Consider the following 23,432-nt stretch of genomic DNA (forward strand, 5'->3'; position numbering starts at 1 on the left):
CCACTCCCGTGCGAGACGAGGAGGCCCCCGATGCAGGCAGCCAAAGGCGACACCCTGTTGGTGCACGGCAGGACCGTCGGGCACCACGACCGGACCGCGGAGGTCCTGGAGGTGCTCGGCCAGAACGGGAACCCGCCCTACCGGGTCAGGTTCGACGACGGGCACGAGGCACTGATGTCCCCGGGCCCCGACACCGTCGTCCGCCACCTCGGAGACCCCGAGTAGCGACACCCCCGACACCCCGGCCCCGCCAGTCAGCGAGGTGGTCCCGCCGACCGCCGTCAGTGGTCGGCGACCACGTTGGGCGGCGGGAGCGGTGACGGCATGCCTGCTGCTCGCCGGCAGGCGATGCGGACGCGGCCGCTCCGCCGGGCTGGAACAACGTCCTGTGGCGGATCGCTGTCAGCGTGCGGTGCGGGTCGGCTGTGGGTAGTGGTCGGCGACCACTCGGGCCATGGCGCCGATCCTGTCCTCCTTGACCTCCTTGGCCGAGAAGAAGACGTGGCCGCGTGCCTCCGGGACGTCGCGGGCCAGGGTGAGGTGACGGGACAGCTCGGCCGGGTCCTGCCAGGCCGCGGGCTGCGCCGGGTCGCCCGCCTTGTAGAGGGCCTCCCCGATGTACAGCCGCGTCCCGCTGCCCCGGGCGGTCTCCGCCCACCAGGGCAACAGCTTGGCGTAGTCGGCGGCGGCGAAGCCGATGTTCCAGTACAGCTGCGGGACGATGTAGTCGATCCAGTTCTCCCGGACCCATTTCCGGGTGTCCGCGTGCAGGTCGTCGTAGGTCTGCACGCCCGCCCGGGTGTCCGAGCCCAGCGCGTCGGTCTCGGCGTTGCGCCACACGCCGAAGGGGCTGATCCCGAACTGGGTGCCGGGGCGAATCGCCTTGACCTGGGCCGCCGTCTCCCGCACCAGCAGGTCGATGTTGGCGCGCCGCCAGGCCGCCCGGTTGGGGAAGCTCCCGCCGTACGCGTCGTACGCCGCGTCGTCGTCGAAGACCTGTCCCGCCACCGGGTACGGGTAGAAGTAGTCGTCGAAGTGCACGGCGTCCACGGCGTACCTGCGGACGGCGTCGAGCATGGCCTTCTCCACGAAGGCGCGGACAGCGGGGATGCCGGGGTTGTAGTAGAGCTTGCCGCCGTAGGGGACGACCCAGTCGGGGTTCTGCCGGGCCGGATGGGAGGCGACCAGCCAGCTCGGGTCGGCGTGGACCGCGACCCGGTAGGGGTTGAACCAGGCGTGCAGTTCCAGCCCCCGGGCGTGCGCCTCCCGGACGGCCGTGCCCAGCGGGTCCCAGCCGGGGTCCTTGCCCTGGGTGCCGGTGAGGTACTGCGACCACGGCTCGTACGGGGAGGGCCAGAGGGCGTCGGCGCTGGGGCGGACCTGGAAGATCACCGCGTTGAGGCGGCGGTCCACGGCGGTGTCGAGCCGGGCGAGGAGTTCGGCGCGCTGTTCGGCGGCGGTCAGACCGGCCTTCGAGGGCCAGTCCCGGTTGAGGACGGTGGCCAGCCACATGCCGCGCAGCTCGCCCTCGCCGGCCCTGCGGCGCGGACTCGGGTCGCCGCCGGCGATGGCGGTGCCCGCCACCACCCCGCCCGCCGCCACGACGGTCGCCGCGGCGGTCGCCCAGAACGCCCGCCGTGACATCCGTGGCTTCCGATGCATCCTCGTACCTCCGCCTACCGCGTCCCGCGTGTCCGCCCCGGCGCGGACCGATCCCGGACCAGCCTTCCATGTGACACCCGGAATACTGATCAGTAGGCGTCGCGGGTAACGTGCAGGTTTGGCGCAGGCCCCCACCAGGGGTATCTGCCGGCCACAAAACCACTGAAAGGGACGATGTGACGGACATCCCGGCGGGAGACATTGCACGCGTCGGAGTCGTGGGCTGCGGCCAGATGGGAGCGGGCATCGCCGAGGTGTGCGCCCGCGCCGGACTGGACGTCAAGGTCGCCGAGACCACCGGCGAAGCCCTGGAGATCGGCCGTACCCGGCTGTTCAACTCCCTGTCCAAGGCCGCCGAGCGCGGCAAGATCACCGAGGCGGAGCGGGACGACACCCAGGCGCGCCTGAGCTTCACCACCGATCTCGGCGAGTTCGCCGACCGTGACCTCGTCATCGAGGCGGTCGTGGAGAACGAGCAGGTGAAGACGGAGATCTTCCAGGTGCTCGACCAGGTGGTGACCCGCCCGGACGCGATCCTCGCCTCCAACACCTCCTCGATCCCGCTGGTGAAGCTCGCGGTCGCCACCTCGCGGCCGGACCATGTCATCGGCATCCACTTCTTCAACCCGGCCCCGGTGCAGAAGCTCGTCGAGCTGATCCCGGCGCTGACCACCTCCGAGGGCACGCTCAGCCGGGCGCAGCTGTTCGCCGAGAAGGTGCTCGGCAAGCACGCCGTACGGGCCCAGGACCGCTCGGGCTTCGTCGTCAACGCGCTGCTGGTGCCGTACCTGCTCTCCGCGATCCGGATGTTCGAGTCGGGCATCGCGGGCCGCGAGGACATCGACAACGGCATGGAGCTGGGCTGCGCCCACCCGATGGGCCCGCTGAAGCTGTCCGATCTGATCGGCCTGGACACCATCGTCTCCATCGCCAACAGCATGTACGAGGAGTACAAGGAACCGCTGTACGCCGCTCCCCCGCTGCTCCAGCGCATGGTGGACGCGGGGCGGCTCGGCCGGAAGTCGGGGTCGGGCTTCTACGCGTACGCCTGATCCCCGGCAGTCCGACTACGCACCGTCAGTTCCCTTGTGCGCACGGGCCCGGCACCCAGGAGGGTGCCGGGCCCGTCGTATTCACACACCGTGTGCGCGGCGGACCCGCATATGCCGTTCGCACACTCTCCCCACCCGCCCACCAGGCGAGTTGACTTCACGTGCGCATGCAAGGGATGCGCTGACTACAGAAAGGAGCGGACTCGTGGCCATCGACCCCGAGCATCCCGTGCACCACGGCGAACTCGCTGAGTTACGCCGCCGCCTGGATGTGGCGCACACACGCGTCGAAGGAGGGCTGACCCTGCTGAGCCACCGCGCCGAACAGAGCGCCAAGGAACTCGACGACCTCAACACCCGGGTCGTCACCCTGGAGCACGCCCGCTGGCCGCTGCCCGCGGTGGCGGCGCTCACGGCCCTGGGCGCCCTGGTGGTGTCCATCTGGCAGGCGCTGGGCCGTTAGGGTCCCTCGGGCGGGACGCGCGGGGATTCAGGGCTTGGTGTCCTGCCCGAGCCGCAGATGGTGCAGCAGGAGCAGGGCGGCCGCCATGTTGGCGGCCGGGACCTCGCCGCGGGCGACCATGTCGGGGACGAGCTTGAGGGGAACCCATTCCCGACGGTCCGACTCGAAGTCGTCCACGGGGTGACCGACATACGCGCCCTCGTCGGCCCAGTAGATGTGGTGCCGGGCGTCGGTGAGCCCGTTGGAGGGCTCGACGCTCATCAGGTGGTGCAGGGGTCCCGGCCGCCATCCGGTCTCCTCCTCCAGTTCGCGGGCGGCCGCCTCCACGACGGGTTCGCCGTCCTCGACGACGCCCGCCGCGAGCTCCCAGCCCCAACTGTCGGTGATGAAGCGGTGCCGCCACAGGAGCAGCACCTCGTTCGCCTCGTTGATCACGGTGGCCACGGCGACAGGCCGCAGCCGTATCAGGAAGTGATCGAGGTGCCGCCCGTCCGGCAACGCCACATCCGCGAGATTGACGCTGAACCAGCGGTTCGAGTACACAGTTTGTTCGCTCTGTTTCGTCCACTGCACGGTTCTGCCACCTTCCGCCGAGTAAGTGGCAATATCGCAGCAGTAGCTAGGTGACAGCAGGCGCACAGCCGGTGCACGGCCGCGCCCCCGGGACGGTGTCAGAGCGGTACGCGCAGTGCCCCGTCAATGAGTTCGGCGGCCTCGGAGGTCCCCGCGCAGCCGTTGCGCACGAGGTGTTCGCGTACCGCCCGGAGTCTGTCACGCAGGCGCATGGACTCCATTCCGCGCGCCTGCTCGGCCATCTCGACGGCGGTGGCCACCGCCTTGTCCGCGTTGCCCTGCCGCAGTTCGATGTGGCTGAGCATCGCGAGCCGGTGCACTCGCCCCCGGTCGTGCGCCGGGGTGTCGACGGCCGCCGCGGCGTGCTCCGCCGCGGCCGTCAGGTCACCGAGGCTGAGCAGCGCCTCCGCCACCTGGACGTTCACCAGGCCGGGTTGGACATAGCCGGTCTCATCGGGTTCGTGCCCGCGCCGGATGCGCTCGGCGGCCTGCTCCGCCCGCCGGATGCAGGACAGCGCGCTCGTGCCGTCGCCCAGGTGCGCGTACGCCTTCGCCTGCATCGCGTACAGGTCGGAGGCGAGCGCCGGGGTGATGTGCGTGCCGGCCGTGCGCAGCGCGGCCTCGGCGAAGGCGACCGCCTGCCGGTGCTCGCGCATGAACAGCGACTGGTTGACGAGGAGCGCGATCACATACGCCCCCAGCCCCCGGTCCCCGCTGGCCTTCGCCAGCCTCAGCGCCTGGTGGAAGTAGCGCTGGGCCAGGCCGTGGGCATCGGAGTCGTACGCGCAGATCCCGGCGATCGCGACCAACCCGCCGGTGGCCCGGTGCAGTTGGCGGCCGGTGGCGTCGGTGTAGCTGCCCCGCAGCAGCGGCGCGGCCTCGGCGTTGAGGAACCCGACGATCCGGGTGCGGGTCGCGACGCCCCCGGCCTTGCGGTACATCTGCTCGTAGTGCGTCCGGGCCGCGCGCAGCATCTCGATGTCGGCCATGCTGACGCGGTGCCGTCCGCCCCGGGAGACATCGACGTCCTCCGGCGGGTTCTCCCACTCCCAGACGGGCATCACGGCGGGCGTCCCGGTGACGGCGGGGGCGCCGAGGACATGGGGGCGCTGTTGTTCGTCGGAGCGCCACAGGGCGGTGGCGCGCTCCACGAACCCGGAGAGTCCGGCACCGTGCGGGGCGGCGGCCTCGCCCGGCACGCCGAGCCCGATGTCGTCGAGGGTGACGGTCCGGCGCAGCCGCCCGGCGAGCACCTCACAGATCAGGTCGGGCACCTGTCCGCGCGGCCGCTGCCCCTTCAACCACCGTGCCACAGCGGTGTGTTCGTATCTCAGCGCCAGCCCCCGGGCCCGTCCCGCCTGGTTGACGTGGGCGGCGAGACCGGCGTGGGAGATACCGGCCTCGTCGAGGATCGCGTCGAGCAGGGTGTTGGGCTGCATGGAGGCCCTCCGGTGGCTCGGTGCCGGCGAATCGCAGCGTAGCGCCTCCCTCTTCACACGGGGTGTGACTGGAACGCCCGAATTCGCGCTGTGTGCGCGCTGTCGCAGAGAGTTCCGGACAGGTTGACTGGGATCCCTCGCCAAGAGGCCGGCCGGGCCGCCGGCTCCCCCTCGTACAGTGCGGTGGCCCTGCCGGGCGGAACGGGAGCGACTACGGGGTGGGGGCGACAGGTGGGTTGTCGGCTGCGGGTCGTTGGTGGCTGGTCGCGCCCCGCGGCGGAGCCGCTGATGTATGCGGCCCCGCGCCCCTCAAGACAAGTGGGCGTTCGTTGCGGAGTAGCAGTATCGCGATGTCGTCCTTGGGCCTTCCTCCTGCGTGGCGGAGGAGCTGCCAGAACACTGCCCGCAGAACGGCCTGGGGACAGATGGGACGGCCGCGTACGGCTTCCCTCAGCGCGCCCGCCAGGGGGAAGAAGCGGCCCTCGCTGTCCCTCGCGTCCTCCACGCCGTCCGTGTGGAGGAACAGGGCCTCGCCGGGCAGGAGTTGGCCGCAGGCGGTGACCGGGAGCTCGGCGGGGAGCGGGAAGAGGCCGAGCGGGGGCAGCGGGTCGGCGCGGGCGAGCGGTGCCGCTCGGTTGACGCCGAGGAGGTACGGCCAGGGATGGCCGCAGTTGAGGGCGTGCAGTTCGCCGTCGGGGCTGATCTCCAGCAGGAGGACGGTGACGAAGTCCTCCGTGGCCTCGGAGCGGGCGCGGTCCCGGAGATGGCGGGCGAGGGCACGGTCGAGGCGGGCGAGGACCCCGGCGAGTTCGGCCTCGTCGTGGACGGCCTCGCGGAAGCTGCCGAGGACGGCGGCGACGGTCCCGATCGCGGCGAGGCCGTGACCGCGTACGTCGCCCATCACCACCCGTACACCGTGCTCGGTGGCGATCACCTCGTACAGGTCGCCGCCGGCGGTCGCACCCCGGTCGGCGGAGAGCTGGGCGGCGGCGGTGGCGAGTCCGTCGATCCGTGCGGGCAGCGGCCTGAGCAGGACGCTTCGCGCGGCGCCCGCGATCGCGCGCGCCTGCCGCACTTCCCGCAGCATCCTCCGCCTGACGTGCAGCATCAGCCCAGCGCCGGCCGCGAGGACCACGGCACCGCCGACGATCCCGGCGCCGAGCCGACCGGAGAGGCGGCGCCCCCGGGGCCAGGCCCGACGAGGGGCCCCAGCCCTGTTTCGAATCATGCCGTTGGCCCCCCATCAGGCCCGGACAGCGCGTACGGCCCAGAGAGGCCGGTCCGATTCTGTCCACAGGACGCCCGGTTGGGGGCGATCACCCTGGATTGTCACCCGAATGAGTGAGGTGACCACACGAGGGGCTGACGGGGGCATCGGGGCTCGCCCCCATGCCCCCAGGGGCGCGGGGAACTGCGCGGCGAGCCACGAACAACCCGCAGCCGCCGTACCACCGCAGTTCCCCACCCCTCAGGCGCCCTAACTGCGCAGCACCGCTCCCGTGCGCTCGCCCGCGAGGGCGACCGCCGCGTCGCGGGCCGCCGACGCCTCGTCCACGGTCAGCGTGCGATCCGCGGCCCGGAAGCGCAGCGCGTACGCCAGCGACTTCCGCCCGTCGCCCAGCTGCTCCGCGTTCTCGTAGACGTCGAACAGCCGGATGCCCTCCAGGAGTTCACCGGCGCCCTCGCGCAGCGCGGCCTCCACGTCGGCGTGCGGCACGAACGCGTCGACGACGAGCGCGACGTCCTGCGTGGCGACCGGGAACGAGGAGATGCTCGGCGCCTGCGGAGTGCCGTCCCCCACCTGCTCCAGGGCGTCCAGGTCGATCTCCATCGCGGCGGTCCGGGCGGGCAGCCCGAGCGCCTTGAGGACGCGCGGGTGCAGCTCGCCGGCGTGGCCGACGACCCGCTCGGTGCCGTCCGCGACGACCACGAACTCGGCGCAGCGCCCGGGGTGCCAGGGCCCGTACTGGCCCTTGCGGACGACCAGTTCGGCACCGGCCTCGCGGGCGACCGCGCGGCCGGCCTCGACGGTGTCGGCCCAGTCGGCCAGGCGGCCCTTGCCCCACCAGCCGGCCTGCTCGCGGGCCCCGGCGACGACGACGGCGACGTGGCGCGGCTGCTCGGGCAGCGCGGCGTTCAGCGTCGCGATCTCCTCGTCGGTGGGCCGACGGTCGACCGGCGGCGCGACGGCGACGCGCTGCTCCTCACGCGGAAGGAAGACCAGGCCGGTCTCGAACAGGGCCAGGTCGTGCGTGCCCCGGCCGTCGTTGCGCCGCAGCGCGCCCAGCAGACCCGGCAGCAGCGACGTGCGGAGCGCGGGCTCCTCGTCGTTGAGCGGGTTGGTGAGCCGGACGACGCGGCGGGCCGGGTCGTCCGCCTCCAGGCCGAGCTGGTCGAAGACCTGTTCGCCGACGAAGGGGTAGTTCGGCGCCTCGACGTATCCGGCGCCGGCCAGTGCCCGCCCGACCCGGCGGTGCAGTCGCTGCCGCTGGGTGAGGCCACGCCCCGCGGGGGGCTTGGGCAGCGTGGAGGGCAGGTTCTCGTAGCCCTCCAGGCGGATGACCTCTTCGGCGAGGTCGTTCGGGTCGGTGAGGTCGGGCCGCCAGGACGGCACGGTGACGATCAGCTCGTCCGTCCCGTAGACGTCGCAGCCGACCTCCTGGAGGCGGCGTACGACGGTCTCGCGGCCGTACTCGACGCCCGCGACCTTGTCCGGGTGGTCCGCCGGGATCGTGATCGTGCGAGGTGCGGACGGGGCGATCACCTCGGTGACGCCCGCGTCGGCGGTGCCGCCCGCGAGGAGCACCAGCAGGTCGACGGTGCGCTGGGCGGCGGCGGCCGCGGCCAGCGGGTCGACGCCGCGCTCGAAGCGACGGGACGCCTCCGACGACAGCTTGTGCCGGCGGGCCGTGCGGGCGATGGCGACCTGGTCGAAGTGGGCGGCCTCGATGACGACGTCGCTGGAGGCGTTCCCCCCGTTCTCGGCGGCGTCGTGGTCGGCGATCTCGGTGTTGGCGCCGCCCATGACCCCGGCGAGGCCGATGGGGCCGCGCTCGTCGGTGATCACCAGGTCCTCGGCGTGCAGGGTGCGCGTGACACCGTCGAGGGTGACGATCTTCTCGCCCTCCTCGGCCCGGCGGACGCCGATCGTGCCCTGGACGAGGGAGCGGTCGTAGGCGTGCAGGGGCTGGCCCAGCTCCATCATCACGTAGTTGGTGATGTCGACGGCGAGGGAGATCGGGCGCATGCCGACCTTCTGCAACCGGCGCTTGAGCCAGATCGGGGAGCGCGCCTCGGGGTCGAGACCGGTGACGGTGCGGGCCGTGAAGCGGTCGCAGCCGAGCGGGTCGGACACCTGGACGGGGTGGCCGAACGCGTTCGGGCCCGGGACGTCGAGGAGCGCCGGGTCGCGCAGCGGCAGGCCGTAGGCGATGGCGGTCTCGCGGGCGACGCCACGGATCGACAGGCAGTAGCCGCGGTCGGGCGTGACGGCGATGTCCAGGACCTCGTCGACCAGCTCCAGCAGCTCGATCGCGTCCTTGCCGACCTCGGTCTCCGGGGGCAGCACGATGATGCCCTTGGTGCCGTCGTCGCCCATGCCCAGCTCGTCGCTGGAGCAGATCATGCCGTGCGAGTTGCGGCCGTAGGTCTTGCGCGCGGAGATGGCGAAGCCGCCGGGCAGTTCGGCGCCCGGGAGGACCACGACGACCTTGTCGCCGACGACGAAATTGCGGGCGCCGCAGACGATCTCCTGGGGCTCGCCGGTGCCGTTGGCGGTGCCGACGTCGACGGTGCAGAAGCGGATGGGCTTCTTGAACTCCGTCAGCTCCTCGATGGTCAGCACCTGACCGACGACGAGAGGGCCCTTGAGGCCGTCGCCGAGCTGCTCGACGGTCTCGACCTCCAGGCCGGCCGAGATGAGCTTGGCCTGGACGTCACGACCGGTCTCGGTGGCCGGCAGGTCGACGTACTCCCGCAGCCAGGAAAGCGGGACCCGCATCAGATCTCCATCCCGAACGGCCGGGTGAACCGGACGTCACCCTCGACCATGTCTCGCATGTCTTCGACGTTGTGGCGGAACATCAGCATCCGCTCGATGCCGAACCCGAAGGCGAATCCGCTGTACTTCTCGGGGTCGACACCGCAGGCGGTGAGGACCCGGGGGTTGACCATGCCGCAGCCGCCGAGCTCGATCCAGCCCTCGCTGGAGCAGGTGCGGCAGGGGCGGTCCGGGTTGCCGACGGAGGTGCCCTTGCAGACGTAGCAGAGCATGTCCATCTCGGCGGACGGCTCGGTGAACGGGAAGAAGTTCGGCCGGAGCCGGGTCTTCATGCCCTCGCCGAACAGCGACTGGACCATGTGGTCGAGGGTGCCCTTGAGGTCGGCCATGGTCAGGCCCTCGTCGACGGCGAGCAGCTCGACCTGGTGGAAGACCGGGGTGTGCGTGGCGTCCAGCTCGTCGGTGCGGTACACCCGGCCGGGACAGATCACGTACACCGGCAGCTCGCGCTCCAGCAGGGAGCGGATCTGCACGGGCGAGGTGTGGGTGCGCAGCACGACGCCGGACTCGGTGCCGCCCTGCGGGCCCTCGACGAAGAAGGTGTCCGCCTCACCGCGCGCCGGGTGGTCCGGGCCGATGTTGAGGGCGTCGAAGTTGAACCACTCGGCCTCGACCTGGGGGCCCTCGGCGACCTCGTAGCCCATGGCCACGAAGATGTCCTCGATGCGCTCCGACAGCGTGGTGAGCGGGTGGCGGGCGCCGGCGGGCACGCGGTCGTACGGCAGCGTGACGTCCACGGCCTCCTCGACCAGTACCCGGGCGTCGCGCTCGGCCTCCAGCTCGCTCTGGCGGGCGGCGAGGCCCTTGTTCACCGCGCCCCGGGCCTGGCCGACGAGCTTGCCCGCGGAGGCCTTGGCCTGCGGGGGCAGCGCGCCGATCTCGCGGTTGGCGAGGGCCAGCGGGGAGGTGCCGCCGGTGTGGGCGACCTTGGCCTCCTGGAGCGCGTCGAGGGAGTCCGCGGCGGCGAAGGCGGCGAGCGCCTCGTCCCGCATGCGCTCGATCTCTTCCGGTTTCAAGGCCTCGACCTCTACAGGGTCGTACGACTTATTCGGTGCCGACATCTCTTCCCGTGCTTCCGATTGGCTGGCGGATGGTCCCCGTACCGACTCGTGGACAGATCGTCACGGTTTTTGGGACACAAAGGTGCCAAAGGCCGAGTCTAACGGGGTGGAGGTGTTGCGAACGCGCCCGTGGTGCTCAGGCCAGGTAGGCCGGCGCCGCCACGGGCAACGTAAATCGGAACTCGGCGCCGCCGCCGGGGGCGCGTCCGACGGTGATGGTGCCGCCATGGGCTTCGACGATGCCCTTGACGATGTACAGCCCGAGACCGGTGCCGCCGCGCTTGCTGCCCCGCCAGAAGCGGGTGAAGACGCGGTTCATGGACTCCTCCGGGATGCCACTGCCCTCGTCGCTCACCGTGACCGACGTACCGGTGTCCTCCCCCTCCCGGGGGGACGCCGTGGGCGTGACGTCAATCGTGACGGTTCCCTCGCCGTGCCGCACCGCATTTTCCAGCAGGTTGCTCAGCACCTGGTCGATCTTGTCGGGATCGGCCCAGAGGGCGGGCAGCGGCTGCTCGATCCTTAGCAGGAACCGGTCGGCGGGCTGTCCGGCGGCGACATAGGCCTGGATGTGCCGACCGACGGCGGCGCCCATGTCGACGGGCTGCCGTCGCACCTCGAGCCGTCCCGAGTCGATCCGCGAGATGTCGAGCAGCTCGGCGATGAGCCGGGTGACGCGGTTGGCGTCGGCGTCGACGGTCTCCAGCATCAGCTTCTTCTGGTCGTCCGTGAACCGCTCCCACTTGGCGAGCAGCGTCGCGGTGAACCCCTTGACCGACGTCAGGGGTGAGCGCAGTTCGTGGGCGACGGTGGCGATCAGCTCCGCGTGACTGCGCTCGGTGCGGCGCCGGGCCTCGGTGTCGCGGAGGGAGACGACGACCCGGCGGACGGGTCCGGTGGGCTCGGTGCGGATGTAGCGCGCCGACACGAGGATCTCCCGCGCCCCCGGCAGGAGCAGGTTCCGCTCGGGCTGTCCGACCCTGATGGCGAGCCCCCCGTACGGGTCGGTCAGCTGCCACCAGCGGCGGCCTTCGAGGTCTTCTAAGGGGAGGGCCCATTCGAGGGGGCGGCCGAGGGCGTCGGCGGCGGGGGTGGCGGTGATTCGGGCGGCGGCGGCGTTGAAGCAGATCACGCGACCGTTCTCGTCGGCCACGACCAGTCCGTCGGGGAGGTCGTCGGGGTCGATGCCCAGTTCGGCGAGGTCGCCCTGCCGGGCCGCGGATGTGGCGAGCACGTCCCGTGCCACCGGTGTGCTGCTCGTGCCGACCCTCATCCCCGTACCCCACCTCTCGCGTTGTGCAGTGGGCCCCCGAGCCCGTCACCCTACTAGCTGGGCGTGACGGTGCGGCACCCTCCGAAGGCGCGCTGTGCGCGGGCGGACGCGTAGAGACATACGGCGGCGGCGGTCGCCAGGTTCAGGCTTTCCGCCTTTCCGTGGATCGGTACGCGGACGACGGCGTCGGCGAGCCCCCGTGTCTCCTCGGGCAGCCCCCAGGCCTCGTTGCCGAACACCCAGGCCGTGGGCCCGCCCATGGTGCCCTTGTCCAGCTCGTCGTCGAGGTCGTCCTGCCCCGCGCCGTCGGCGGCGAGGACGCGTACGCCGATGCCCTTGAGCCCCGCGACGGCGTCCTCGACGGGGACACCGACAGCCACCGGCAGATGGAAGAGCGAGCCGACGGAGGCGCGCACGGCCTTGGGGTTGTAGAGGTCCACGGAGGCGTCGGTGAGGACGACGGCCTCCGCGCCGGCGGCGTCGGCGCACCGCAGGACGGTGCCGGCGTTGCCGGGGTCGCGGACGTGGGCGAGTACGGCGACGAGCCTCGGGCGCGCGGCGAGGATCTCCTCGAACGGGGTGTCGAGGAACCGGCAGATCCCGACGAGGCCCTGCGGGGTGACGGTGGTGGAGATGTCGGCGATGACGGCCTCGTCGGCGAGGTGGACGCGGGCGCCGGCGGTGCGGGCGTCTCCGACGATGTCGGCGTAGCGCTCCGCGGCGTCGACCGTGACGAACAGTTCGACCAGGGTGTCCGGGCGCCCGGTGGCCTCCCGGACGGCCTGCGGGCCCTCCGCGAGGAACAGCCGGTCCTTCCCCCGGAAGTTCCGCTTCGCCAGCCGGCGGGCCGCGGTGACGCGGGCGGACCGGGGGGAGATCAACTCGGGGACGGCGGGCATGGGTCACCTTTTGGATCGGAGAGCTCGGGGGGTTCGGTGCGTCAGCGAGTGCGGGCCGGTGGGGGTTCCTCGCGCAGTTCCCCACGCCCCTGAAAAGCAGGGGCTACGCCCCTCGCTTTTCAGGCCCGCAGGGCCGTGGTCTTTCAGGCCCGCAGGGGCCTGATGCTTTTAGGGGCGCGGGGAACTGCGCGAGAAGCCCCACGCACCGGCACCCGACAACGCACCGGTACGCACCCAAAAAACACCCGGACCCGCAGGCGGCAAGCACCTGCGGGTCCGGGTCACATCTCACACGGCTCAGGCCAGCGCGAGCGTCACGCCGCCTTGGGCGCGTTCACGTCCGCCGGCAGCGCCTTCTGCGCGACCTCGACGAGCGCGGCGAACGCGGTGGCGTCGTTGACGGCCAGCTCCGCGAGGATCTTGCGGTCGACCTCGATGTTCGCGGCCTTCAGACCCTGGATGAAGCGGTTGTACGTGATGCCGTTGGCGCGGGCAGCGGCGTTGATGCGCTGGATCCACAGCTGACGGAAGTCGCCCTTGCGCTTCTTGCGGTCGTTGTAGTTGTAGACCAGCGAGTGGGTGACCTGCTCCTTGGCCTTGCGGTACAGGCGCGAACGCTGACCGCGGTAGCCGGAGGCCTGCTCGAGGATCGCCCGGCGCTTCTTGTGGGCGTTGACTGCCCGCTTGACGCGTGCCACTTTTTAACTCCTTGTAGCGGGGCCGTGGTTGTCGTCACACGACCCGAAATCGATGGGGTCCCGGTCCTGACGTACGGCGCTCACGAGAAGCGCCGCGTACGTCACTTGCCGAGAAGCTTCTTGATCTTCGCGGCGTCGCCCGGGGCCATCTCGGCGTTGCCGGTGAGGCGACGCGTCACGCGGGACGACTTGTGCTCGAGCAGGTGGCGCTTGCCGGCGCGCTCACGGAGCACCTTGCCGGAGCCGGTGATCTTGAAGCGCTTGCTGGCACCGCTGTGCGACTTGTTCTTCGGCATAGCGCCGTTCTCTCCTCGTCAGTGGCGCTCCGGTGCCCGGTCGCGAAACCGGGCACGACGGAACGTCATTTCTTTCGGTTGACACCCTGGACCGGTGTCCAGGGCTTCCCCCGGACTCGCGTCCCGGGGACTTACGCCTCGGCAGGCTCCTCGGCCGGCGCCTCGACGTCGACATCGGCGTGCTCGGCGTCGGCGGCGTTCTGCGACTTGCCAGGATTGGCCTTCGCTTCCGCCTTCCGGGCTTCCTGCGCCTGACGGGCCTCGGCCATCGCCTCGGTCTTCTTCTTGTGCGGACCGAGAACCATGATCATGTTGCGGCCGTCCTGCTTCGGGTTCGACTCGACGAACCCGAGCTCCTGGACGTCTTCCGCGAGACGCTGCAGCAGTCGGTAGCCCAGCTCGGGCCGGGACTGCTCGCGACCACGGAACATGATCGTGATCTTGACCTTGTCGCCCTGCTTGAGGAACCGGACGACGTGACCCTTCTTGGTGTCATAGTCGTGCGGGTCGATCTTCGGCCGGAGCTTCATCTCCTTGATGACCGTGTGCGCCTGGTTCTTGCGCGCCTCACGGGCCTTCATGGCCGACTCGTACTTGAACTTCCCGTAGTCCATGAGCTTGCAGACCGGCGGACGTGCGTTCGCGGCCACCTCGACCAGGTCGAGGTCGTACTCCTGCGCAAGCTCCAGGGCCTTGGCAAGCGGGACAATCCCGACCTGCTCGCCGCTGGGACCGACAAGTCGCACCTCGGGAACGCGAATCCGGTCGTTGATGCGGGGCTCGGCGCTGATGGATCCTCCTCGGTAGCACCACACGACGGTCTGGCGGACCGCCGCGTTATGTCTGGTTGACATCAAGACCAACCATCGGGAGGCATGAAAAATGCCCCGGGACGGGACACAGGCGGGGCTCCATGTACTGCCGGAGCACCGCCGCGGGTGTACCGCGGGGCGCAATATCGGACGACTCCACCGTCCGTACGGAACGGTGGGGGCCGTCTGACCGGGTGACCTGCCGTCCCGGAGGGCGGTCAGGTGGGAGTGCGGAGCCTCCACTTGCGGGCCGGGCACACAGGTGTCCAGCCGGTCGTTGACACCACCATACCGGGTTCAAACCTGACGTGCCAATCGGGCCGCGGCGGACTCCCGCAGGTCGGGAGGCAGGTGGCGGGGCCTATCGTGTGGGGCATGAGTGAGACCCCTCCTGAGAACCCCGACTTCGACTCGATGACCCGCGACATCGCCGAGGTCCCCGCGGTCGAGGTGATCGTGACGGTCGCCGTCAACCTGATGAGCGCCGCCGCGGTGAAGCTCGGCCTGACCGAGGAGGGCGACAAGTACAAGGACCTGGACGAGGCCCGCAAGCTGGTCACCGCCCTCGCCGGTCTGCTGGACGCGTCCGCGACCGAGATCAGCTCCTTCCACGCGGCCCCGCTGCGCGACGGCCTGAAGTCACTGCAGCTGGCGTTCCGCGAGGCGTCGCTCGTCCCGGACGAGCCGGGCCAGGGCCCGGGCGAGAAGTACACGGGCCCGATCTACGGCTAGCCCCCTTCGGAGCCGTACTCGACGGCTACGCCCGTACGTACAGGGGCTCGCCCGGTGGTGTCGCCCCGGCCGGCAGCAGTGCCAGGTCGAGGCCGCGTACCAGGCGGGCCCTCAGCGTCTCGTCGGCGGCGAGGCGCCCGGCGACGGACTGCGCCGTCTCGGCCGGGGGCGCGGCCGCGTCGAGGACCAGGGCCAGGGTGCCGTCGGCCTGCCCGGGGCCGAGGTGGGCGCGGAGCACGGCCGGTTCGGCGGCGACGGCGGAGCGTACGGCGTCGAGGACGGCGGGGTCCGCGAGCGGGTCGGTGGTGGTGCGCCCCTCGGCGAGCGCGAGCAGGGCGCGGCCGGTCAGCTCGTAGGGGACGGGGCCGGCCAGGTCGAGGACGATCGTGTCGGCCTTCTCGTGCGCGGCGGCCTGGAGAGCCTGTCGCAGGGGTACGGCGACCGGGCGGGCGGCGGGGTCCCAGCGGGCGAGGCTCTCGGTGGAGGTGAAGGCGGGCAGGGCGGTGCGACCGCCGGCCTGGAGGGTGGGCACCGCCATGTCGCTGGTCTTCTCGCGGCGCAGGCCCTTCTCGTCCACCTCGACCTCGCCGAGCACGGCCACGACGGGCACGAGCAGTCGGGCACCCTTCAGCGCTTCGAGGACGGGGCCCACGGCGGTCCGGTCGTCGGCCCAGGCGGCGAGCGCGGCGCTCAGCCGGGGGTCGGCGGAGCCGTCGTCGTCGGAGAAGCCGGGGTCGGGAATGTTCTTGTTCGCCACGGTCGTCGACCCTATCGGGGGAAGTCTCCTGGGCGTTCGGCAGGCCGGAAACGTGGCTGTCACCTGACTCACGGTTTTCTCAGTCATCCCTGACAACCATCTAACAAGCGCCTAACCACACGCACAGCCCGGCGCAGAACCATCACGGCATGCCCTCTCGCCGAGCCCAGCGCCGCGCCCGTACGTCCGGGCGCCGACCGCTCCTCCACCTCGCGCTCGCCTCTCTCGTCCTGGTGGGCGGCACGGCCGCGGGGACGGTGTTCATGCGGGCCCAGGCACAGGACGGCGGCCCGTCCGCCGTATCGTCGTCGGCGTCATCGACACCCTCGTCGGTGCTCGCTGAGGAGGCTTCGGTGGAACCGGTGGCGGCGCCCGAGGTGGACCACGACGCACTGCTCGCGACGGCCCTCGCTGCGGTGACCGTCGAGGACGGGGCGGCGGTCTCCGTGTCCGTGCTCGACGTGGCGTCCGGTGACTCGGCCGCGTACGGGGACGGCCGGTTCGACACCGCGAGCATCGTCAAGCTGGACATCCTGGCGGCGCTGCTGCTCCAGGCCGAGGACGCGGACCGGCGGCTCACCGCGCAGGAGAGGACGTACGCCTCGGCGATGATCCGCGACAGCGACAACGCCTCCGCGACGGCGCTGTGGAAGGTCATCGGGCAGGCGGCGGGCCTGGACGCGGCGAACGAGCGGTTCGGGCTGACGGCGACCGAGGGCGGCGACGGGCTGTACTGGGGCCTCACCCAGACCACGGCAACCGATCAACTCGTCCTGCTCCGGCAGGTGTTCGGGAACGACGACACCTCCGAGCTGAGCGCGGCCTCGCGGGCGTACGTCCAGGATCTGATGGGGCGGATCGCCGAGGGTCAGGACTGGGGTGTCTCGGCTGCGGCGACGGGCGGGGCCCCGGGGTCCGGCTTCGCGCTGAAGAACGGGTGGCTGCCCCGTACCGCCACCGGGTTGTGGGACATCAACAGCGTCGGCCGGGTCTCGGTGGACGGGCGGAAGTATCTGGTCGCCGTGGTGTCCGACGGCCACACGACGAAGGCGAAGGGGATCGCGTCGGTCGAGGCTGCGGCGAAGGCGGCGGTGTCGGTCTTCACGGGCGCGGCGGAGACTGCCGGCGCGCAGGAGACTGCCGGCGCGCAGGAGACGGCGGGCGCCGCGGGAGAGGCGGCGGGGGCGGCCACCGGCTCGTAGGGGCGGGGGTCAGACGATGTACTCGTCGGGTCGGCCGCGACCCCGGCCGCGCCAGATCACCACCGCGGCGATCAGCAGGAGCACGCCGAGGCCGCCTGCGGCGGGGGCCGTCCAGCCGGCGGTGGGGTCCTCCTCCTCGACCGGGTCGGGGCCGGAGCCGAAGTACTTGCCGCCGTACGACGCGGCCTTGAGGTCGTCGGGTTCGAGCTTGCCGCCCTCCTCGATGGCGGCGGCCGGGTCGACGAAGCCGAAGCCCCTGGAGTCGTCGCGACCGCCGACCGGCGCTTCCCGGGCGGTCTCCTCCAGGAGGCGTTTGACCTGGGCGGGGGTGAGGCCCGGGTGGGCGGCCCTGACGAGGGCGGCGGCGCCGGAGACGAAGGCCGCGGCGGCGCTGGTGCCCCAGCCCTCGTAGTACTTGCGGTCCGGGTCGGCGATGACGACGTGCATGCCGGGGGCGCTGACGGTGGCGTACCAGCGGCGGGTGGAGAACGGGGCGCGATCGCCGTCCTCGTCGACCGCGGTCACCGCTATCACGCCCGGGTAGGCCGCCGGGTAGGAGATGTGGTCGCCCTTCTCTCCGCCGTTGCCGGCCGAGGCGACGACGACCGAGCCCTTCGCCAGGGCGTACTGGACGGCGGCGTCCTCGGAGGGTTCCGGGTGGGCGGACTCGGAGTCGTCGCCCAGGGAGAGGTTGATGACGTCGACGTCCTGGTCGGCGGCCCAGCGGATGCCGTCGGCGAGGGCGTTGCCACGGGTGCTGCGGGCCTTGGAGCGGGCCGGGTCGCCGTCCTCGAGGATGACGCGGACGGGGAGGATCTTGGCCTCGGGGGCGATACCGAGGACGCCTTCGGAGCGGTTCACGCCGTGGCCGTGGCCGGCGATGATGCCGGCCATGGCGGTGCCGTGCCGGGCCCAGGAGTCGTCGCCGCGCGACGCGCCGAAGCCGATCATGTCCTTCGTCGGCAGGACGTTGCCGGCCAGATCGGGGTGCTCGTCGTCGACGCCGGTGTCGAGCACGGCGACGGTGATCCCGGCGCCCTTCGTCGTACGCCACGCCTCCTGCGTGCGCATCGCGTCCAAGGCCCACTGCTGGTCCCGGATGCCGTCGGCGTGGGCGGCGGTGGACGGCAGGAGCGCCAGGGAGCCGGCGAGGGACACACTGAGCAGACCGCTCCGCAGACGCCGTCGGAGATGGGCTCTGGGGGCGCGCGGGGGGATGCCGGGGGGCGCGGTGGCGGTGTGGGGTGCGGCGTGCGCGGGGGCGGGTGCGGCGGTCTCGGGTTTGTCGGCTTTCATGAGGGCTGCTCCGTGGCGGACGCGGCGGTCCTGCGCAGGCCGCGTTCGATGCGGTCGGCGAGGCCCTTCGCCTCGTGGCCGAGGCCGGACTGGGCGGGCGCGGTGGTCGCACCGGACGCCATCGCGTCCTCGGCGGCCTGCGGTTCGGTGACGGTGCGGCCGTCGGCGAAGCCGGAGACGGCGTAGACGACCACGGGGACGTCGGTGAGGACGGAGATCGTCCAGGAGGCCCGCTGCTCGTCGCCGAAGCCGGCGGCGACGGTGTCCTCGGCGGCGTACGGGCGGGGCATCAGATCGGTGCGGCGGTCGAGGCCGTCCTGCGTGAAGCGGGCCCTGAGCGCGGTCATGGCGGCGGCGTCCGTCTTGGTGAACAGCAGGCCGACGGTGGTGACGTTGCTGCGGGTCGCGTCCGTGTACGTGGCGCGCAGCAGCCGCAGGCAGCCGACCGGGGCCAGGGCCTTGCGCAGCAGCGGGTCGAAGGCGTCGGCGCAGCCGCTGTCGGGCGCGACGGCGATCCGGGTCCAGGTGCGATCGGTGCCGCCGGGTCCCGCGCCCTCGCCCTGGACCGTGGGCGGGAACAGTTCGTCGACGGGTACGCCGTGCCACAGCTCGCCCGCGGCGGCGAAGGTGGTGCGGGGGTCGTCGGCCCCGGAGTCCCCGGTGAGCCAACTCCCGGCCGCCGCACCGCCGATGAGTCCGACGCCGAGCACCACGCACGCTGCCACGGCCGCCGCCCGCGCCTTGGTGGGCCGGGGTTTGCGCCGTCCGTCGTGCGACTCGGGCGGCGTCCACGGAGAGGTGTCCGGCTGCGCGAACGTCACGAAGGGCCGCCCGGGAGGTGTTCCGAGCACGCCGTCGAGGGCCTCGGCCGACCGCCGGGAGGAACTTGACGGGGGCTGCCAGCCACCGGGGCGCTCGGGGGTGAGGGGCCGCGGCCGGGGAGTCCCCTGGGGGTCCGCCTCCTCGGGCAGTGGACGGCGCAGGGGCGAGGCCGGGGGCGGGGACGGCACGGCGCCGTCGGATGCCGGTACGCGGTCGCGCGGCGCGGACGCCGGCGGCTGTCCGGTCGGGCGGGGGGACGCGTCGCGGGGGCCGGGGTCTCCGGTACGGGACGAGGTGCCGCCGGAGACCGGCCCGGCGGGACGAGGTGGTGCGCCGGCGGCGGAGGGTCCCGAAGTGCCCGTGGGCCGGGGCGCGCGCTCCCCGAGGGTCGCGCCCGAGTCACCGGCCCGGGCACCCGACGCCCGCGCGGCACCGGCCGTACGCCGACCGGTGTCCTGCGCGGCGGGCGGGGCGTCCGGGAAGCGCGCCGACGCCGGGGGCGGGGCCCCCTCCGGGCGCCGCGCGGCCGGAGGCTCGTCCGGGAAACGAGCGGACGCCGCGGGTGGCTCGTCCGGGAAACGTGCCGACGGCGCGGGCGGGCCGTCCGGGAAACGCGTCGCGGTCGGCGGAGGGGTGTTCAGGTAACGGGTCCAGGCCGCTCGTTGGTCGTCGGGGAGGCGGGGCGACGCTGCGGGCGGGGCGTCCGGGGAAGGGGCCGACGTCGTCGGAGGGGTCGCCGGGAAGCGGGCCGAGCCCCTGGGGGGCGTGTCCGGGAAACGGGCCGAGGCCGCCGGGGGCGGGGGCGGTGTGGCGGGGGTACCGGGGTTCTGGTTCGCGGTGCGTCGGAAGTCGGAGAAGCGCGGGTGTTCGGCGCGGCGTCGGCCGCCGCCACCGCCACCGTCCACGGCGGAACCCCGCCCGGCGCTCTGCCCGACGGGCTCACCCGAAACTCGCGTGGGGCCACGCCCGTTGACGCTCTGCGCGGAATCACGGCCAGGTCCACGACCGGTCGCCGCCTGCCCGGCGCCCCGCGCGGGAGTCTGCTCCGTCGTCTCACCCGAACCGTGCGCCGGGTTACGCCCGTTCGTCTCGCCGGAGCCGTGGGCGGGCCTGTGGGGGGTCGGTCGCTGGGCGCCTCGCGAAGGGGCCGCGTGACCGGCCGCCGGGCCGGGACCCCGAGTCCGGGAGGGCAGCCCGGGTCCGCCCTGACTGTCGGAACTCCCGCTGTCCTGACCCATGTTGGGCGCCTCCGCCGTACCCGGGTGCCGTACGTTCCGAGCCGCGCCCGGTGTCGACGTAGGCGCCGAGGACGGACGGGGTGGCGTGCTGGGCCGGGCGGGCGCGCCCGCCACGGGCGGCCGCTGCGGGCGGCGCGGCACCGACGGCCCCCCGGTCGAGGGCGCGCGATCGGGGCGGGGCGGCACCGATCCGGACCCACCGTCCACGGACGGCCGCGCTCCCGAGCCACCACCGTTGGACGCCCGTGCCCCCGAGCCACCACCGTCGGACGACCACGCTTGCGAACCGCCGCCGTCGAACGCGGCGGTTTCCCGGGACTGCGGCCGGGGCGGGGCGGCCGGGTGCGTGGTGTCCGGTGCCGGGGTGGTCGGGTGCGTGGAGTTCGTCGGGGTGCCCGGTGTCGGGGTCGACGGGTCCTGGCCCGGCGGTATGGAGGGGCGGGGTGGGACCGGGGGGCGTGGGGGAATGGAGGCGCGGCGCGCTTCCGTGCTCATGCACCCCCCGTTTCCTCGTCCGTGCAGACCCGGAGGTCGTCGCTTCCTGCCGACCCTGAGGCCGTCGTTCCCGCCGACCCTTGGGTCGCCGTCCCGGAAGACCCCGGGGGTCGTCGTCCCGGTGGCCCGAAGGTCACCGCGCCAGCGGCCCCAGAGGCGTCGTTCCAGCGGCCCGAAGGTCGTCGTCCCGGAGCCCCGAAGGTCGTCCTGTTGGCCGGCCACCCGTGGGGAGTGGTCGGCGCGTGTGCCGTGGGTGTCGGCCGCCGACGGCCCGGCCGTACCTCGGGCAAGCCATACCCGTGGCAGCGGATCGGCATCCCCGTCGAGGTCGTCCCTGCGTGCGCGTCACTCTACGGGTTGGCCCCGGTCGAACGGGAACCAGTCCGCGGGACCGTGGCTTTAGCCCGGAACGTCCCCCTACCCTGCGGTAATCATGTCTGGCAGGCTTCGTGCATGACTGCGCGCGCCGCCGACCGGGCCCGGTACGACCGGGCCACAGCTCATCTCGACGCCCCGCTGGCGATCGTCGACCTCGACGCCTTCGACGCCAACGCCGACGACCTGCTCCGCAGGGCCGGCGGCAAGCCGATCCGCGTCGCGAGCAAGTCCGTTCGCTGCCGGGCGCTGCTGGAGAGGGTCCTGGCCCGGGAGGGCTTCCAGGGCATCATGTCGTTCACCCTGGCCGAGTCCCTGTGGCTGGCCCGTTCCGGGTTCGACGACATCCTCCTCGCCTACCCGTCGGCCGACCACGAGGCGTTCGCCGAGCTGGCGGGCGACCCCAAGCTCGCTGCCGCGGTGACCGTGATGGTCGACGACCCCGCCCAGCTCCAGCTGATCGACACCTCCCGACGCGGCGGTACCGAAGTCGTCCGGGTCTGCCTGGAGTTGGACACCTCGCTGAAGCTGCTCGGCGGACGGGTGCGCGTCGGGGCGCGACGCTCCCCCCTGCACTCCCCCGCGCAGGTCGCCGACATGGCGCGCGCCGTCGCCGAGCGCCCGGGATTCAAGCTGGTCGGAATCATGGCGTACGAGGGTCATATCGCCGGTGTCGGCGACTCGGTGGCCGGCCGGCCGCTGCGGTCGCGGGCGGTGCGGATGATGCAGGCCACCGCGAAGAAGGAGCTGGCCGCGCGGCGGGCCGAAGTGGTGCGTGCCGTGCGGCGGGTGGCGCCGGACCTGGAGTTCGTCAACGGCGGCGGCACGGGCAGTGTGCAGCACACGGCGGCCGAGGACGCGGTCACCGAGATCGGCGCCGGGTCCGGGCTGTACGTGCCTCGGCTCTTCGACAACTACACCTCGTTCACGGGGCGTCCGGCCGCGCTGTTCGCGATGCCCGTCGTACGACGCCCGGGTGTCGGGGTCGTCACCGTGCTGGGCGGCGGCTACCCGGCCTCCGGCGCGCCGGGCCCCGACCGGCTGCCGGTGCCGTATCTGCCGGAGGGGCTGAAGTACGACCCGCAGGAGGGCCCCGGCGAGGTGCAGACCCCGCTGCTCGGCGCGCCCGCGGACGATCTGCTGCTCGGCGACAAGGTGTGGTTCCGGCACGCCAAGGCCGGTGAGCTGTGCGAGCGGTTCGACGTGCTGCACCTGGTGGAGGGTGACGAGGTGACGGCGACCGTGCCGACGTACCGCGGCGAGGGCCACACGTTCCTGTAGACGGTCACGAGGGGCCGAGGCTGCTGCCCACTCCCCCGCCCGTGTCGGCGTCGCCGGCCGGGCGGATGCCCTCGACGATCTCGTCGATGTCGTCGAGCGGTGGGCCGTCGTCGCCCGCGTCGAGGGCGAACCGGACCAGGACCGGGGCCTCGGAGCCGCTGCTGGAGGGGAAGACGAGGGACTGGACGTAGCCGCCGGCGCCGGCCCCCGTCGTCACCCGCCAGCGCACGTAGTAGCCGGCGCGGCCCGCGACGGCGACCGAACCGGAGCCGACGACCTCGTGGCCGGTGATGCCGTCGTACGGCCGCTGGTCCAGGACGTCGCGGTCGAAGGCGTCGTTGGCGGCGTCCTCGATGTCGTTCTCGGCGAGGACCTTCGGGGAGGTCTCGTCGCTGCCGGTGACGGTGCGCGAGACGACGATGCCACCGCGGCACACACTGCCCTCGCCGGGGCAGTCGAAGGTGCCGTCCGTGACCAGGACGGCGTCCTCCTCACCGGATCGGTCGCCGTTCTCCCAGCCGTCGGGGATCGGGAAGGCGATGCCGTTGAGCTCGTCCACGACGAGGTCGGCTTCCTCGGAGGGGGACGGGGCGGCGGACTTCGTCGGTGAGGGGCTGCCCTTCCCGTCGGCGTCGGAGGTCGGGGACGCCGTGGTGGTTCTCGTCTCCTGGCCGCCGTCGCCGTCCTCGCCGAGCAGCAGGACACCGCCGGTCACCGCCCCGGCCACCAGGACGGCCCCGGCGGCGGCCAGGGCCACGACCTTGCTGCGGCCGGGGCCCCGGCGCGGCGGCTGGGGCTGGAGCACCGGTGGCACGGGCTGTTCCGGCTGGCGCCGGTGATCGGTCCACGCGGTCCCGTCCCACCAGCGTTCGGTGAGCGGGTAGGACGGGTCGGGGTACCAGCCGGGCGGCGGCGAACTACTCATCCCGGCACTCTAATCACACCG

The 23,432-nt window shown here is 72.6% G+C and carries 21 protein-coding genes; 6 read left to right on the forward strand and 15 right to left on the reverse strand.

Going from position 1 to position 23,432, the window contains the following annotated elements; all coding sequences use genetic code 11:
- Positions 1-30: 30 nt before the first annotated feature.
- Entirely contained in the window at positions 31-225 is a 195-nt protein-coding gene (locus PUR53_RS34340) for a DUF1918 domain-containing protein (protein ID WP_329896856.1), read from the forward strand.
- 177 nt (positions 226-402) lie between these two features.
- Here PUR53_RS34340 and PUR53_RS34345 read toward each other — a convergent pair whose 3' ends face one another.
- Positions 403-1,662 (reverse strand): glycoside hydrolase family 10 protein, encoded by a 1,260-nt coding sequence (locus tag PUR53_RS34345; protein ID WP_329896857.1) that lies wholly within the window; start codon positions 1,660-1,662, stop codon positions 403-405.
- Between the two features lie 176 nt (positions 1,663-1,838).
- Between PUR53_RS34345 and PUR53_RS34350 the strand changes: the two genes are divergently transcribed.
- Positions 1,839-2,714, forward strand: a complete 876-nt coding sequence (locus PUR53_RS34350; protein ID WP_329896858.1) for a 3-hydroxybutyryl-CoA dehydrogenase — start codon at positions 1,839-1,841, stop codon at positions 2,712-2,714.
- A 205-nt stretch (positions 2,715-2,919) separates the two neighbouring features.
- A complete protein-coding gene (locus tag PUR53_RS34355) occupies positions 2,920-3,177 on the forward strand; it encodes a hypothetical protein (protein ID WP_045557154.1) in 258 nt (85 codons plus the stop codon).
- Between the two features lie 27 nt (positions 3,178-3,204).
- On the opposite strand, the gene PUR53_RS34360 is transcribed toward PUR53_RS34355, so the two are convergent.
- From PUR53_RS34360 to infC, 10 genes are all read right to left on the reverse strand, one after another.
- Positions 3,205-3,750 (reverse strand): NUDIX domain-containing protein, encoded by a 546-nt coding sequence (locus PUR53_RS34360; RefSeq protein WP_329896859.1) that lies wholly within the window; start codon positions 3,748-3,750, stop codon positions 3,205-3,207.
- A 98-nt stretch (positions 3,751-3,848) separates the two neighbouring features.
- On the reverse strand, positions 3,849-5,189 hold the full coding sequence (locus PUR53_RS34365) for a transcriptional regulator (protein ID WP_329896860.1): 1,341 nt from the start codon (positions 5,187-5,189) through the stop codon (positions 3,849-3,851).
- 211 nt (positions 5,190-5,400) lie between these two features.
- Positions 5,401-6,417 (reverse strand): PP2C family protein-serine/threonine phosphatase, encoded by a 1,017-nt coding sequence (locus PUR53_RS34370; protein ID WP_329910835.1) that lies wholly within the window; start codon positions 6,415-6,417, stop codon positions 5,401-5,403.
- A gap of 249 nt (positions 6,418-6,666) precedes the next feature.
- Positions 6,667-9,189: a phenylalanine--tRNA ligase subunit beta gene (gene pheT / locus PUR53_RS34375; protein ID WP_329910836.1), complete on the reverse strand. Its 2,523-nt coding sequence runs from the start codon at positions 9,187-9,189 to the stop codon at positions 6,667-6,669.
- Positions 9,189-10,310, reverse strand: a complete 1,122-nt coding sequence (pheS, locus tag PUR53_RS34380; protein ID WP_329910837.1) for a phenylalanine--tRNA ligase subunit alpha — start codon at positions 10,308-10,310, stop codon at positions 9,189-9,191. The genes pheT and pheS overlap by 1 nt, the downstream gene beginning before the upstream one ends.
- A gap of 136 nt (positions 10,311-10,446) precedes the next feature.
- Entirely contained in the window at positions 10,447-11,583 is a 1,137-nt protein-coding gene (locus tag PUR53_RS34385) for a sensor histidine kinase (protein WP_329896864.1), read from the reverse strand.
- 53 nt (positions 11,584-11,636) lie between these two features.
- Positions 11,637-12,482, reverse strand: coding sequence for a TrmH family RNA methyltransferase (locus tag PUR53_RS34390; RefSeq protein ID WP_329896865.1), 846 nt, complete (start codon positions 12,480-12,482; stop codon positions 11,637-11,639).
- A 314-nt stretch (positions 12,483-12,796) separates the two neighbouring features.
- A complete protein-coding gene (gene rplT / locus PUR53_RS34395) occupies positions 12,797-13,180 on the reverse strand; it encodes a 50S ribosomal protein L20 (protein WP_033531708.1) in 384 nt (127 codons plus the stop codon).
- Positions 13,181-13,281: 101 nt separating this feature from the next.
- A complete protein-coding gene (gene rpmI, locus PUR53_RS34400; RefSeq protein WP_003977225.1) occupies positions 13,282-13,476 on the reverse strand; it encodes a 50S ribosomal protein L35 in 195 nt (64 codons plus the stop codon).
- A gap of 131 nt (positions 13,477-13,607) precedes the next feature.
- Positions 13,608-14,330: a translation initiation factor IF-3 gene (infC, locus tag PUR53_RS34405; protein ID WP_329896866.1), complete on the reverse strand. Its 723-nt coding sequence runs from the start codon at positions 14,328-14,330 to the stop codon at positions 13,608-13,610.
- A gap of 333 nt (positions 14,331-14,663) precedes the next feature.
- Here infC and PUR53_RS34410 point away from each other — a divergent pair, with 333 nt between their 5' ends.
- Entirely contained in the window at positions 14,664-15,020 is a 357-nt protein-coding gene (locus PUR53_RS34410) for a DUF1844 domain-containing protein (protein ID WP_033531706.1), read from the forward strand.
- Positions 15,021-15,045: 25 nt separating this feature from the next.
- On the opposite strand, the gene PUR53_RS34415 is transcribed toward PUR53_RS34410, so the two are convergent.
- Positions 15,046-15,777: an SseB family protein gene (locus PUR53_RS34415; protein WP_329895138.1), complete on the reverse strand. Its 732-nt coding sequence runs from the start codon at positions 15,775-15,777 to the stop codon at positions 15,046-15,048.
- Positions 15,778-15,926: 149 nt separating this feature from the next.
- Here PUR53_RS34415 and PUR53_RS34420 point away from each other — a divergent pair, with 149 nt between their 5' ends.
- Positions 15,927-16,979: a hypothetical protein gene (locus PUR53_RS34420; RefSeq protein ID WP_329910838.1), complete on the forward strand. Its 1,053-nt coding sequence runs from the start codon at positions 15,927-15,929 to the stop codon at positions 16,977-16,979.
- Positions 16,980-16,988: 9 nt separating this feature from the next.
- On the opposite strand, the gene mycP is transcribed toward PUR53_RS34420, so the two are convergent.
- Both mycP and PUR53_RS34430 read right to left on the reverse strand, forming a co-directional pair.
- Positions 16,989-18,275, reverse strand: a complete 1,287-nt coding sequence (gene mycP / locus PUR53_RS34425; protein WP_329910839.1) for a type VII secretion-associated serine protease mycosin — start codon at positions 18,273-18,275, stop codon at positions 16,989-16,991.
- Positions 18,272-19,096 (reverse strand): hypothetical protein, encoded by an 825-nt coding sequence (locus PUR53_RS34430; RefSeq protein WP_443080394.1) that lies wholly within the window; start codon positions 19,094-19,096, stop codon positions 18,272-18,274. The genes mycP and PUR53_RS34430 overlap by 4 nt, the downstream gene beginning before the upstream one ends.
- A 2,187-nt stretch (positions 19,097-21,283) precedes the next feature.
- Here PUR53_RS34430 and PUR53_RS34435 point away from each other — a divergent pair.
- The gene (locus tag PUR53_RS34435) at positions 21,284-22,486 is read left to right on the forward strand and encodes an amino acid deaminase/aldolase (protein WP_329895142.1); all 1,203 of its coding nucleotides are present in this window, start codon (positions 21,284-21,286) and stop codon (positions 22,484-22,486) included.
- A 4-nt stretch (positions 22,487-22,490) separates the two neighbouring features.
- On the opposite strand, the gene PUR53_RS34440 is transcribed toward PUR53_RS34435, so the two are convergent.
- A complete protein-coding gene (locus tag PUR53_RS34440) occupies positions 22,491-23,411 on the reverse strand; it encodes a DUF2510 domain-containing protein (RefSeq protein ID WP_329910840.1) in 921 nt (306 codons plus the stop codon).
- Between the last annotated feature and the right edge of the window lie 21 nt (positions 23,412-23,432).

Source organism: Streptomyces sp. SP18BB07 (assembly GCF_036322545.1).
Lineage (GTDB): Bacteria > Actinomycetota > Actinomycetes > Streptomycetales > Streptomycetaceae > Streptomyces > Streptomyces deccanensis.

Coding starts and splice junctions, on each gene's coding strand:
- PUR53_RS34340 (WP_329896856.1), top strand. CDS start 31: ATGCAGGCAGCCAAAGGCGACACCCTGTTGGTGCACGGCAGGACCGTC.
- PUR53_RS34345 (WP_329896857.1), bottom strand. CDS start 1,662: ATGCATCGGAAGCCACGGATGTCACGGCGGGCGTTCTGGGCGACCGCC.
- PUR53_RS34365 (WP_329896860.1), bottom strand. CDS start 5,189: ATGCAGCCCAACACCCTGCTCGACGCGATCCTCGACGAGGCCGGTATC.
- PUR53_RS34370 (WP_329910835.1), bottom strand. CDS start 6,417: ATGATTCGAAACAGGGCTGGGGCCCCTCGTCGGGCCTGGCCCCGGGGG.
- pheT (WP_329910836.1), bottom strand. CDS start 9,189: ATGCGGGTCCCGCTTTCCTGGCTGCGGGAGTACGTCGACCTGCCGGCC.
- pheS (WP_329910837.1), bottom strand. CDS start 10,310: ATGTCGGCACCGAATAAGTCGTACGACCCTGTAGAGGTCGAGGCCTTG.
- PUR53_RS34385 (WP_329896864.1), bottom strand. CDS start 11,583: ATGAGGGTCGGCACGAGCAGCACACCGGTGGCACGGGACGTGCTCGCC.
- PUR53_RS34390 (WP_329896865.1), bottom strand. CDS start 12,482: ATGCCCGCCGTCCCCGAGTTGATCTCCCCCCGGTCCGCCCGCGTCACC.
- rpmI (WP_003977225.1), bottom strand. CDS start 13,476: ATGCCGAAGAACAAGTCGCACAGCGGTGCCAGCAAGCGCTTCAAGATC.
- infC (WP_329896866.1), bottom strand. CDS start 14,330: ATGTCAACCAGACATAACGCGGCGGTCCGCCAGACCGTCGTGTGGTGC.
- PUR53_RS34410 (WP_033531706.1), top strand. CDS start 14,664: ATGAGTGAGACCCCTCCTGAGAACCCCGACTTCGACTCGATGACCCGC.
- PUR53_RS34420 (WP_329910838.1), top strand. CDS start 15,927: ATGCCCTCTCGCCGAGCCCAGCGCCGCGCCCGTACGTCCGGGCGCCGA.
- mycP (WP_329910839.1), bottom strand. CDS start 18,275: ATGAAAGCCGACAAACCCGAGACCGCCGCACCCGCCCCCGCGCACGCC.
- PUR53_RS34435 (WP_329895142.1), top strand. CDS start 21,284: ATGACTGCGCGCGCCGCCGACCGGGCCCGGTACGACCGGGCCACAGCT.
- PUR53_RS34440 (WP_329910840.1), bottom strand. CDS start 23,411: ATGAGTAGTTCGCCGCCGCCCGGCTGGTACCCCGACCCGTCCTACCCG.